Origin of the sequence: Campylobacter sp. CFSAN093260, assembly GCF_012890095.1 — a bacterium.
Taxonomy (GTDB): domain Bacteria; phylum Campylobacterota; class Campylobacteria; order Campylobacterales; family Campylobacteraceae; genus Campylobacter_D; species Campylobacter_D jejuni.
The window spans coordinates 516,509-528,108 of sequence record NZ_CP040618.1; the positions used below are offsets into that span (position 1 = coordinate 516,509).

At 30.0% G+C, this 11,600-nt stretch carries 11 protein-coding genes; 8 read left to right on the top strand and 3 right to left on the bottom strand.

Translation table 11 applies throughout. The features are described from left to right. The first annotated feature begins 94 nt into the window (after nt 1–94). The 6 genes from efp to FBF22_RS02715 all read left to right on the top strand — a co-directional run bounded on the left by efp (nt 95) and on the right by FBF22_RS02715 (nt 5,686). Entirely contained in the window at nt 95–664 is a 570-nt protein-coding gene (gene efp / locus FBF22_RS02690) for an elongation factor P (RefSeq protein ID WP_002884512.1), read from the top strand. A gap of 159 nt (nt 665–823) precedes the next feature. Continuing rightward, entirely contained in the window at nt 824–1,516 is a 693-nt protein-coding gene (locus tag FBF22_RS02695; protein ID WP_002884510.1) for a DUF969 domain-containing protein, read from the top strand. Further along, nucleotides 1,503–2,456: a DUF979 domain-containing protein gene (locus FBF22_RS02700; protein WP_002859936.1), complete on the top strand. Its 954-nt coding sequence runs from the start codon at nt 1,503–1,505 to the stop codon at nt 2,454–2,456. Before FBF22_RS02695 ends, FBF22_RS02700 begins: the two co-directional genes overlap by 14 nt. A 9-nt stretch (nt 2,457–2,465) precedes the next feature. Continuing rightward, a complete protein-coding gene (locus FBF22_RS02705; protein WP_002884505.1) occupies nt 2,466–3,470 on the top strand; it encodes a DUF2891 domain-containing protein in 1,005 nt (334 codons plus the stop codon). Between the two features lie 115 nt (nt 3,471–3,585). Continuing rightward, nucleotides 3,586–4,878, top strand: coding sequence for an SLC13 family permease (locus FBF22_RS02710; RefSeq protein WP_079264881.1), 1,293 nt, complete (start codon nt 3,586–3,588; stop codon nt 4,876–4,878). A gap of 10 nt (nt 4,879–4,888) precedes the next feature. Further along, complete coding sequence (locus FBF22_RS02715; protein ID WP_002884503.1) at nt 4,889–5,686, top strand: amidohydrolase; 798 nt, start codon at nt 4,889–4,891, stop codon at nt 5,684–5,686. On the opposite strand, the gene FBF22_RS02720 is transcribed toward FBF22_RS02715, so the two are convergent. Then, complete coding sequence (locus tag FBF22_RS02720) at nt 5,683–6,768, bottom strand: FUSC family protein (protein WP_002859081.1); 1,086 nt, start codon at nt 6,766–6,768, stop codon at nt 5,683–5,685. The genes FBF22_RS02715 and FBF22_RS02720 overlap by 4 nt on opposite strands. Next, nucleotides 6,765–7,997: a glutamate-5-semialdehyde dehydrogenase gene (locus tag FBF22_RS02725; protein WP_002884502.1), complete on the bottom strand. Its 1,233-nt coding sequence runs from the start codon at nt 7,995–7,997 to the stop codon at nt 6,765–6,767. The genes FBF22_RS02720 and FBF22_RS02725 overlap by 4 nt, the downstream gene beginning before the upstream one ends. Before the next feature lie 70 nt (nt 7,998–8,067). Here FBF22_RS02725 and FBF22_RS02730 point away from each other — a divergent pair, with 70 nt between their 5' ends. Both FBF22_RS02730 and FBF22_RS02735 read left to right on the top strand, forming a co-directional pair. Beyond that, entirely contained in the window at nt 8,068–9,003 is a 936-nt protein-coding gene (locus FBF22_RS02730; protein WP_052777689.1) for an NAD(P)-binding domain-containing protein, read from the top strand. Between the two features lie 180 nt (nt 9,004–9,183). Further along, the gene (locus tag FBF22_RS02735; RefSeq protein WP_002859084.1) at nt 9,184–10,512 is read left to right on the top strand and encodes an MATE family efflux transporter; all 1,329 of its coding nucleotides are present in this window, start codon (nt 9,184–9,186) and stop codon (nt 10,510–10,512) included. A gap of 47 nt (nt 10,513–10,559) precedes the next feature. Here the strand turns inward: FBF22_RS02735 and FBF22_RS02740 are convergent, their stop codons facing one another. Beyond that, nucleotides 10,560–11,489 carry a DUF2860 domain-containing protein gene (locus tag FBF22_RS02740; RefSeq protein WP_002859085.1) on the bottom strand — a complete coding sequence of 310 codons (930 nt, stop codon included), beginning with the start codon at nt 11,487–11,489 and terminating at the stop codon, nt 10,560–10,562. Nucleotides 11,490–11,600 lie beyond the last annotated feature (111 nt).

Sequence of the window (11,600 nt, forward strand, 5' to 3'; positions counted from 1 at the left end):
ATTTTACTTATTTTTTCATCAAATAAAATAATTTTATTGTGATATCAATCAAAATTTGATAAAATTGTTTTTTATTTTTTAACAAAGGAAATTTATGGCATCTTATTCAATGGGTGATTTAAAAAAGGGACTTAAAATAGAAATCGATGGAATTCCTTTTAAAATAGTTGAGTATCAGCATGTAAAACCAGGCAAAGGTCCTGCTTTTGTGCGTATTAAAATCAAATCTTTTATTGATGGTAAAGTACTTGAAAAAACTTTCCATGCAGGTGATAAATGTGAAGCTCCAAATTTAGAAGATAAAACTATGCAGTATCTTTATGATGATGGTGAAAATTGCCAATTTATGGATACGCAAACATATGAACAAGTAGCTATTAGTGATGATGATGTAGGTGAGGCGAAAAAATGGATGCTTGATGGTATGATGGTAGATGTGCTTTTCCATAATGGTAAAGCTATCGGCGTAGAAGTTCCACAAGTTGTTGAACTCAAAATCATCAAAACAGCTCCAAATTTTAAGGGTGATACTCAAGGATCAAATAAAAAACCGGCTACATTGGAAACAGGCGCAGTAGTGCAAATTCCTTTTCATGTGTTAGAAGGTGAAGTTATACGCGTTGATACCGTGCGTGGTGAGTATATAGAAAGAGCGAACAAATAATACAAAAAAAGCTTTTGGACTATTCCAAGGCTTTTTTAAATTTATATAAAATTTATTTTGTTACTTAATTTCTCATTCCATTCTTAAAAATATTTTTTTAAACTTTTCTTCAATTTAAAATTTCTATAATATTTCTAATTCATATTATGGAGATGGTTGATGGAATGGTTACTTCTTGCTTCTATACCTTTGATTGTTTTAGGTTTTGCTTTAAAGATTAACCCCTTTTTAGTGGTAACTTCAGTTGGAATTTATGCTGGACTTGTTTCAGGTTTTGATTTTGTTAAGGTTGTTAGTGATATAGGAAAATCTTTTGTAGATAATCGCTATGTTGCTATAATTTGGCTTATTTTACCTTTACTTGCTGTTTTGGAACGCAAAGGCTTAAGAGAGCAGGCTAAAAATTTAATATCCAAAATAAAAGTTGCCAGTACAGGACGAATTTTAATGTGTTATTTTGTTTTTAGACAAGTTACTGCAGCTTTAGGGCTTTTATCTTTAGGCGGACATGCGCAGATGATAAGACCTTTAATAGCCCCTATGGCAGAAGCTGCAGCTAAGCTTAAATTTAAAAACTTAACACATAAAGATAGTCAAAAAATCAAAGCTTTTTCTGCGGGAACGGATAATATTGCTGTATTTTTTGGAGAGGATATTTTTATAGCCGTGCATTCTATTTTATTTATTAAAGCTTTTTATGAGAGCAATGGTATTATTGTTGAGCCATTGCATTTATCAGTTTGGGCTATACCAACTGGAATTTTGGCTTTAATTATCCATTGCTCTAGACTTTATTTATTTGATAAAAGATTGGAAAAAACTTATAAAGGGTTGAGTGATGATAAGTCTTGATTTACTTTATTATATTGTAGGAATTTTATTTTTAGTTTTTGGAATTTTAAGTTTTTCTAATCAAGCTAAAGATATAAAATCAAGAATAAGCGGCGGGGTATTTTGGATAAGTTATAGTTTTACTTTTTTACTAGCAGGAGTTTTGCCTCATTTTGTGATGGGTTGTATAGTGATTTTACTAGCACTTATAGCAGGGTTTAATTTATTAAAACCAGCAAAGATCGAAGTTAGCAAAGAAGAAAAAGAATACGAGATAAAACATGCAAATATTTATAAAAATAAACTTTTTATTCCTGCTTTAATGGTTCCTTTGATTACGCTTATTGGGACTTTTTTATTTCCCCATTTGAGTTTTTTTGAAAATAAAAATGCTACATTGATGGCTTTGATTATAGGTATAATTATTTCTTCAATAGTTGCTTGTTTTATGTTTAAGGCTTCTCCTAAAAGAGCTGTTAAAGATGCAGCACATACTATGGATCACATTAGTTGGGCGGCGCTTTTACCGCAAATTTTGGCTACACTTGGGGTAGTTTTTGTTTCTACAGGAATGGGCGATCAAGTATCTAAACTTTTATCTAGTTATATTAGTTTGGATAATGCTTTTATTGCAGTAGCTGTGTATTGTATCGCTATGGCGCTTTTTACTATAGTAATGGGCAATGCTTTTGCAGCTTTTCCTGTGATTACTGCTGCTATTGCTTTGCCGATTTTAATCATACAAATGCATGCAAATCCTGCTATTATAGGTGCGATTGGAATGCTTAGTGGATTTTGCGGAACTTTAATGACGCCTATGGCTGCAAATTTTAATATAGTTCCTGCGGCACTTTTAAATTTGGATGATAAAAATGGCGTAATTAAAGCCCAGTTTATGTCAGGACTTGTTTTGCTTGTAGCTAATATCTTTTTAATGTATTTTTTAGCTTTTAGATTTTAAGGAGAAACAATGGAAAAATTTATAAAACAATTTAGCTTTATTGCACTAGAAAATATTTTTAGAGAATTGCCAAATAAAATCACACATTCTTTTAATGATATTAATGATATTAAACCGCCAAAACTTATGTATCCTATATTTTATGGTTCTTATGATTGGCATTCTAGCGTGCATTCTCATTGGCTTTTGGTGAAAATTTTAAAAGATTTTTCTCATTTTGCTCCAAAGGATGAAATCATCAAAGCTCTAGATTCTCAATTTAGCAAAGAAAAAGCAGAAGGAGAGCTTAAATATCTTCAAAACCCTGCACACAAAGGTTTTGAAAGACCTTATGGATGGGGATGGTTTTTAAAACTGACTTTGGAGATAAATTTACTTGCTAAAGAAAATGACAAAGCTGAAATTTGGGCTAAAAATTTAGAAGGCATAGCTGATTTTTTTGTTAAAGAATTTAAGGAGTTTTTGCCTAAGATGGATTATCCTATACGAGTTGGAACTCATTTTAATAGCTCTTTTGCTTTGTATTTTGCTTTAGAATATGCAAGATTTAAAAAAGATCAAGAATTGGAGTATTGCATCATCCAAAGTGCTAAAAAGTGGTTTTTAAATGATAAAAACATGCAAGCTTTAGAGCCTTGTGGAGATGAGTTTTTATCTCCTGTTTTGATGGAAGCGGTGCTTTTAAGTGCTGTTTTACCTAAAAATGATTTTGTAAAATTTTTTAAAGCATATTTGCCAAATTTAGAAGCAAAAGAGCCTGCAACTTTATTTACCCCTGTGAGTGTGAGTGATAGGAGCGATGGTAAAATAGCACATCTAGATGGGCTAAATTTAAGTCGCGCTTGGTGTTTTAAAATACTTTCAAATTTTTGCGATGAAAATTTAAAAATTCTTTTAAGAAACAATGCTACAGAGCATTTTGATAAAGCTATAGCTCATATAGAAGATGATTATCTTGGGTCGCATTGGCTAGGAAGCTTTGCCTTGCTTGCTATGGATGTGGATATTTTATAAAAATTTCATAAGATGAGTAAATTTGTTGCTAAATAGATATTTTTTAAATTTAGATTTTGTTTTTATGCTTTGAAAAATATATTTTTTGATATTAAGCCCTATAATATTTTAAAGGATGATAATGGTTTTTTTAATCATCTCTAGTATTATAGTGGCTATTATTTTGGGCTATATTACTAGACATAATGTTGGAATTTTTGCTATGATTTTTGCTTATATTATAGGAGCTTTTTTTATGGATTTAGCTCCTAAAAAAATCATAGCTTTTTGGCCTATTTCTATATTTTTTGTTATTTTTGCTGTCTCATTGTTTTATAATTTTGCAACCGTAAATGGAACTCTTGAAAAATTAGCTGGACATTTGATGTATCGTTTTGCTAATCATCCTTATTTACTTCCTTTTGTTATTTTTGTGGTTAGTGCTATTATAGCTGCTTTAGGAGCAGGTTTTTATACAGTTTTAGCTTTTATGGCACCACTTACTTTTTTACTTTGCGATAAAATCGGTTTAAGCAAAATTGCTGGAGCTATGGCTATAAATTATGGTGCTTTGGGAGGAGCAAATTTTATGACTTCTCAAAGCGGGATTATTTTTCGAGGATTGATGGAAAATTCAGGTATTGAAGCAAATGAAGCTTTTGCAAATTCTAGTATTATTTTTGCTTTTACTATAATCTTGCCTATTGTGGTATTATCTTTTTTTGTGTTTAATGCTTTTAAAAATAATATAAAAATTAGTGTTATTTCAAAACCTGATCCATTTGATTATAAACAAAAAACTACTTTAATTCTCATGTTTATGATGATTGTTGTTGTTTTAATCTTTCCTGTGCTAAATATTATTTTTCCACATAATGAGACAATTAGTTATTTTAATAAAAAAATAGATATAGCCATGATAGCCATGATTTTTGTTGCCATTGCTTTATTTTTAAAATTGGCCGATGAGAAACAAGTTGTTGCTTTAATTCCTTGGGGAACCTTGATAATGATTTGTGGAGTAGGGATGTTAATTAGCATAGCAGTTGAAGCAGGGGTTATAAAATTATTTTCAGATCTTGTAGAAAATGAGATTAATGTGATTTTTATTCCGTTAATAATGTGTGCTATTGCAGCTTTTATGTCGCTTTTTTCAAGTACTTTGGGTGTGGTTACTTCAGCGCTTTTTCCTATAGTTCCAAGCATTGCTGCAAGCAGTGGATTAAGCGAGGCATTGCTTTTTTCTTGTATTGTTGTAGGGGCTCAAGCTTCTGCTATTTCTCCTTTTTCTTCTGGAGGAAGTCTAATTTTAGGATCTTGCCCTGACAAATATAAGGAAAAATTATTTAAAGATTTACTTATTAAAGCTGTGCCTATAGGATTTATAGCGGCGATTTTAGCTACTATTATAATGAGTTTTATTTTATAAGGATAATTTAATGAAGATTGATACTCACGCACATATATTTTTGAAAAAGTTAAATACGGTTGCAAATGCAAGATATAAGCCTGATTATGACGCTAGTTTTAAAGATTATAAAGCAAATTTAGATCATTATGATTTTAATAAAGGGGTTTTAGTTCAGCCAAGTTTTTTAGGTATTGATAATGAATTTTTGCTTCAGAGTATAGAAAAAGATGAAAATATAAAAGCTATAGTTGTGGTTGATGAAAATATTAAATTTGATGAGCTTAAAAAACTAAAAGAAAGAAAAGCTTGTGGAGTTAGATTAAATTTAATTGGCAAAGAATTGCCAAATTTTAAAAGTATGGTTTGGACTCAATTTTTTGAAAATTTAAGTAAGCTTAAAATGCAAATAGAAATTCAAAGAGATTTAGATAATAATCTTGTTGATATTGTTGAAAATTTAATTCCTTATGGTTGTAATATTGTTATCGATCATTTAGCAAGAGCTAATGCAAACTTAACAAATTTAGAGGATTTAATTTGCTTAAAAAACTCTAGAATATTTTTTAAAATTAGCGGTTTTTATAGAGCAAAAATAGATTATACTAATAATGAACAAGCTGTAAAATTTGCAAAGAAAATATATGAAATTTTAAAAGAACATTTTCCACTTAGCAATTTTGTTTTTGGAAGCGATTGGCCACATACAAATTTTGAAGCAAATATTAATTTTTCATCGGCTCTAGTGGCTTTTAATGAAGTTGTCGTATCTAAAAAAGAACAAGAGCAAATTTTAGGGGATAATGCTTGTGCTTTATTTGGCTTTTAAGCTTTTTGTTTTATCCTAAAGATGTATTTTGCAATGCGTTCAAAATGCACTCTTAGATAAGGTTTGTAAATCACAAAACCACCTAAAAGCCCTAAAATGCTTCCTATTACAACATCAATTAAACGAGCGAGTATTAATTTATCTGCATTTTCACTCATAAAATTAGCTGCTTCCGAAAGATAAGTAGCATAAGGAGTAAAGAAAATCATAGCTAAAGCATAGTTTCGATTGACTAAAAATTGTCCTATAAAAAACAAAGACATCATAAGTAAAATAAGCTCTATATCGTGAAATTGTTTAGATAAAAGCCACCATGCAAAACATACTCCTAAGGCCGTTCCTATGATGCGCTGAATTTGTTTAATCCATATAGAATTTAAAGTTACACCTTGCATAATAGCTGTGCAAGAAATGGCTATCCAATAACTTCTTTCAAGTTCTAAAAAAGTTCCTATAAATATAGAAAAAGCCACAAAAGAACCCATGATCAAAGAATCCACAAAAACTGCATCAAAACCTATGTATTCTCTAGGTGGAATTTCGCTAGGTAAAGCATTTTTAAATCCATAAATCACAACGATAGAATATAACAAAGCCATTAAATTAGCTACCATTGCTCCAAGAAAAACAAGACCTACTAAAAAGATAAAATCCTTAGCTTCAAAAGGAGAATAAGCTCCTAAAACACAAGAAAATACAAAGAAAAAATATCCAGGTGCACCAATGTTATAGTATCTAATTAAAATAGAACTTCCCATGGCCATAATTCCTATAGGGATGAAGGCAAAAATTGCAGGCAAAAAATGAGTTAAAATTCCTAAGAAAAAACTAGAAACTATGCCAAAAGAACAGCACATCACAACAGCCATTCTATGATATAAAGGAGTGTTTGGAACATATAAAAAAGACAAAGCTCCTATCATGGCAATGAGTCCATAGTTTAATTTTCCAAAAAATACACTAAGCCCTAAAACTATACCCACGCCTAAAGCCGCAAAAAAAGGCATTTGCCAAACTTGTTCGCTTGAATTTAATTTAGCAATTTCTTTAAAGTGTTGCTTTAGTATTTCTATTTTATTCACTCTCGAATTTGTCCTTCCCCATTGATTATATATTTATAAGTGCAAATATCTTCAACCCCCATAGGACCTCTTGCATGCAATTTGCTGGTTGAAATTCCAACTTCTCCACCAAAGCCAAATTCTCCTCCATCGCTAAAACGCGTTGAAGCATTAGCATAAATACAAGATGAGTTTATAAGGCGTTGAAATTTAGCGATATTTGAAGCATCATTTGAGATAATGGTTTCAGAATGCAAGGAGCTGTGTTTATTGATATGCTCTATAGCTTCATCGCAATCTTTTACTAATTTTACACTTAAAGCAAAATCAAGCCATTCTGTATCAAAGGTATTTTCATTTGCTTTAAAAATTTTTAAATTTGAGTTGTTAAAATAAGCCAAAGCATTTTCATGGGCGTGAATTTTTACCTTAAATTTTTCAAATTCAGGTATTAAAAGACTTATAAAATTTTTAGCAATTTTTTCATGGATTAAAAGCGTTTCTAAAGCGTTACAAACACTTACTCTTTGACACTTTGCATTAAGGATTATTTTTAAAGCCATATCTAAGTTAGCACTTTGATCTACAAAAGCATGACACAAGCCTTTATTTTGCTTAATGAGAGGAATTTTGGTATTGTTTGCAATTTCTTGTATCATATTTGAACTTCCGCGAGGTATGATCACATCGATTAAATCATCAAAGGCTAGAATTTGCAAGATTTCATCTCTTTGGGTAAACATAGCAAAACAATCTTGCAAATCAAATTCCTTAAGTACTTTATTAACAAGAGTAAATATAGCCTCATTTGTAAATTTTGCTTCACTTCCGCCTTTAAATACACAAGCATTGGAACTTTTTATCATTAAAGCTGCGATTTCAGCGCTAAGACTAGGCCTTGCTTCGTAAATAACACAAATGAGTCCTAAAGGAATACTTATTTTTTGTATGTTTAAACTCGCATAATTTTTCCAGCCTTTAGAAATTTTGCCTATAGGATCTTCGATGTAAGCGATTTTTTCTAGGCCTTCGCAAAGAGCTAAAATACGTTTTTCATCTAACAAAAGCCTATCTTTCATTGCTCCGCTTTTTGTGAAATTTGCCATATCTTTTTTATTTGCTTCTAGGATAATTTTGAAATTTTCTCTTAAAATTTGAGCTAATTTTAGAATAATTTTTTCTTTATCTTTGGGCGTTAAGTTAAGTAGTTTTTGAGAATTTTTCTTAATATTTTCAAGCAAATTTCGCATTTTTAATCCTTTATTTACAAAAAACTTGATAAATTATACAAAAAAATTTAGAATTGAAAGGTAAATATAAATGAAAAAAATAGATTTAATTGTAGTAGGTGCAGGTCCAACAGGGATAGGCTGTGCAGTTGAAGCCAAGCTTAAAAACAAAGAAGTTTTGATACTAGAAAAATCAAATAACATTTGTCAAACTTTAATGCAATTTTATAAGGATGGCAAAAGAGTAGATAAAGCTTATAAGGGATGCGAAGGAACCAATCACGGACATGTTCCTTTTGAAGATGGCACCAAAGAAAGCACTATAGAAACTTTTCAAAACGCTTTAAAAGAGCACAATATAGAAGTTGAATTTGGTTCTGAAGTTGAGAGCGTTAAAAATGAAAATGGAGTTTTTTTAGTAAGTACAGCTAAAGGTGTTTATGAGTGTAAAAACATTATTGTTGCTATAGGTAGAATGGGTAAACCTAATAAACCTGATTACAAACTTCCTATGACTTTAACAAAAATCATTAATTTTAATGCCAATTCAGTTTTGGGAAATGAAAAAATTCTTGTTGTAGGTGGCGGAAATTCAGCAGCAGAATACGCTGTGGATTTGGCAAATTCAAATCAAGTTAGCCTTTGTTATCGTAAAAAAGAATTTACAAGATTAAATGATATAAATCTTAAAGATATTCATGAAGCTGGAAATTCGGGTAAGGTAGAGTTAAAACTAGGAATTGACATTAATGAAGTAGAAGATGATAATGGCAAAGCTAAAGTAAATTTTACCGATGGTACAAGCGATATTTATGATAGAATCATTTATGCTATTGGTGGTTCTACTCCACTTGATTTTTTACAAAAATGTGGGATTAATGTTGATGATAAAGGCGTGCCTTTAATGGATGAAAATAAACAAAGCAATGTTAAAGGCATCTTTCTAGCAGGAGATATTGCTACTAAAAATGGAGCAAGTATAGTTACAGGGTTAAATGACGCTGTGAAAATTCTTTCTGTGCTTTAAAATTTAGCCTTTGGGCTAAATTTTTATTTTAGTTTAATCTAGAAAATTCATATGCAAAATAAAATAAATATTAATAAACTTATTGCGAAATTACTTTATTTAAATTCTTACATACTAGGACTTTTGGCATTTTATTAGCGGTTTAAAATATTTTTAATTTTAAATATTTTAAGGATTATTATGTCAAGTATTTTTAGCACCTTAAGCCCTTTTAGGCTTTTTGTAAAATGTGCCGTGCCAAATGTTATAAGCATGGCTTTTATTTCTTTTTATTATATAGTTGATGGAATTTTTGTTGGAAAATATCTAGGAAGTGATGCTTTAGCGGCACTAGCCTTGATTATTCCCTTTATCATGATGTCTTTTGCTTTGGCTGATATGATAGCCATAGGATCAGCAGTGCAAATTTCTATGCATTTAGGTTTAGGCAAGAAGAATTTAGCTAGAAAGATATTTAGCTCAAGTATGTTGATTATCTTTATAATCTCTTGTTTTATCGGAATTTTGGAGTATTTTTTAGGACCTGTTTTGATTGATTGTTTAAATGTTAGCGATGAGATTAAAACGATGGCTAAAGAATGTATGTTTGTTTTTGCTTTGTTTGCACCCTTTACTATGCTTTCTTTTGCTTTGGATAATTATTTAAGAATTTGCGGAAAAACTGCTTATAGTATGGTAATGAATGTGATTATAGCATTAAGCAATATAGTGCTTGATTATATTTTTATAGTCGAGTTGGGTTGGGGCTTATTTTCAGCTGCTCTTGCAACTTGTTTGGGGCTTGTTTTAGGTGGTATTTTTGGAATTTTTCCTTTCTTGTTTCAAAATTTAGAGCTTAAAATTTCAAGCCTATACATGAATTTAAAAATTTTTAAAAATATTCTTTATAACGGAAGCAGTGAGTTTTTTGGCAATATTTCAGGATCTTTATATAGTATTTTTGCAAATTTTGTTTTATTAAAAATTTCTGATACTCAAGCCGTGGCAGCCTTTTCTATAGTTTTATATATTGATAGTTTTATTATAATGCTTATTATTGCTATGGGTGATGCAATGCAGCCTGCGCTTAGTTACAACTATGCTAAAAAAGATTTTTCAAGAATCAAAGCTATTGTAAAAGTGGTATTTTTTGCAGGGGGATTTTTATCTTTATTCTCTATAGTGCTTATATTGATATTTGGAGAAAATTTAATCACGCTTTTTACAAAAGAAAACAATCAAGAATTTAAAACTTTTGCTTATACAGCTTTGATGCTTTTTGCTTTTAATTATTTTTTTGCATGGTTTAATGTTCTAAGTGGTTCTTTTTTGACAGCTTTTAATAAGGCAAGCTTTTCTTTGGTTTTAAGTTTGGCGCAAAATTTATTTATACCTTTGTTTTTTCTTTTGTTTTTATCTTGTTTTATGGGTTTAAATGGAGTATGGCTAAGTCCATTTTTTGCTGAATTTTGTGTTTTGATTTTAGCTTGGATTTTTCTTAAAAGAATTTTTAAAGATCTATCTTTATAGGAGATAGATCTTTTTTAAATTTTATCAAAGGAGCTTTTTTATAATTTTTAGAATTTATATCCTATACCAGTTAGGACAATTTGATAGGTTTCATCATAAAATCCTATATCGCTATTTCTTTTTTCTATGCCATAATTTGCAAAACCATAAAGTCCGTTATAACCCAAAAATTGATTTTTAACAACTTTTAGATTAAGCTTAACTATATTACCATCTTGTTTTTTGTGGAAGATAGGATCAGTTCCTACTGCTTCATATTTGCTAAGATTTAAATTTGGAGTGAAGATGTAATCATTAGCAAAAGCCAAATTTGTTCCTATACTAAAACCATATCTTGAATAGCTTTGAGCTTTTCCGTCTGCATCATTGTAATCATAATTTAGTCCTAGGTTTAATAAGCTATAATTATAGTTTAATTCAATTTCGTGATAATATCCCTCCCTTTTTAAAGAGCTTTGTGCGATAGTGTCTTTATCATATTTGTTTTTGCTAAATAAATATGAAGTGGTAAATTTCCCAAAATCACTTTCATAAAGTTGAGAGATTTTAAAACCATATCTATCAACATCAGTTTCTTCTCTATTTCCTATTACATAAGGATTTGCATAAGCTTTTTCTCTTAAAGAGGAAATTACAGAAAAAGAAGTGCTAAAACGCTCTAAATAAGCTCTTTCGTAGCCTAAAGCTATACCGCTGATATCTCTTCCATTGTAGTTTTTAATAAAAATTCTATCATTATCTATAAGATTACCATAGTAAAGTTCTGCACCGATAAAAGGAATGAAAGAGGAGTCTGAATTATCAGCATTGTGACTGCTTAGATAATCACTGTTTGCCAAGGTTGAAATATTACTTTTAATATCCCTTGCACCCACACCTATGCTTAAATTTCCACTAAAACCTTCTTGAAATTCTACAGCCGTAGCTGATTGGGTTAAAATGGAGGCTAAAACACAGGAAAATAAATATTTTTTCAAATGTTCTCCTTGAAATGTTTGTTGTTTGTAATTAAATTACATTTATAATTGTAACTAATATTACATTAAATATTTATAAAAAAATTAAGTTTTATAATTTAAGTTTTTTTA

Coding starts and splice junctions, on each gene's coding strand:
- efp (WP_002884512.1), top strand. CDS start 95: ATGGCATCTTATTCAATGGGTGATTTAAAAAAGGGACTTAAAATAGAA.
- FBF22_RS02695 (WP_002884510.1), top strand. CDS start 824: ATGGAATGGTTACTTCTTGCTTCTATACCTTTGATTGTTTTAGGTTTT.
- FBF22_RS02700 (WP_002859936.1), top strand. CDS start 1,503: ATGATAAGTCTTGATTTACTTTATTATATTGTAGGAATTTTATTTTTA.
- FBF22_RS02705 (WP_002884505.1), top strand. CDS start 2,466: ATGGAAAAATTTATAAAACAATTTAGCTTTATTGCACTAGAAAATATT.
- FBF22_RS02710 (WP_079264881.1), top strand. CDS start 3,586: ATGATAATGGTTTTTTTAATCATCTCTAGTATTATAGTGGCTATTATT.
- FBF22_RS02715 (WP_002884503.1), top strand. CDS start 4,889: ATGAAGATTGATACTCACGCACATATATTTTTGAAAAAGTTAAATACG.
- FBF22_RS02725 (WP_002884502.1), bottom strand. CDS start 7,997: ATGCGAAATTTGCTTGAAAATATTAAGAAAAATTCTCAAAAACTACTT.
- FBF22_RS02730 (WP_052777689.1), top strand. CDS start 8,068: ATGAAAAAAATAGATTTAATTGTAGTAGGTGCAGGTCCAACAGGGATA.
- FBF22_RS02735 (WP_002859084.1), top strand. CDS start 9,184: ATGTCAAGTATTTTTAGCACCTTAAGCCCTTTTAGGCTTTTTGTAAAA.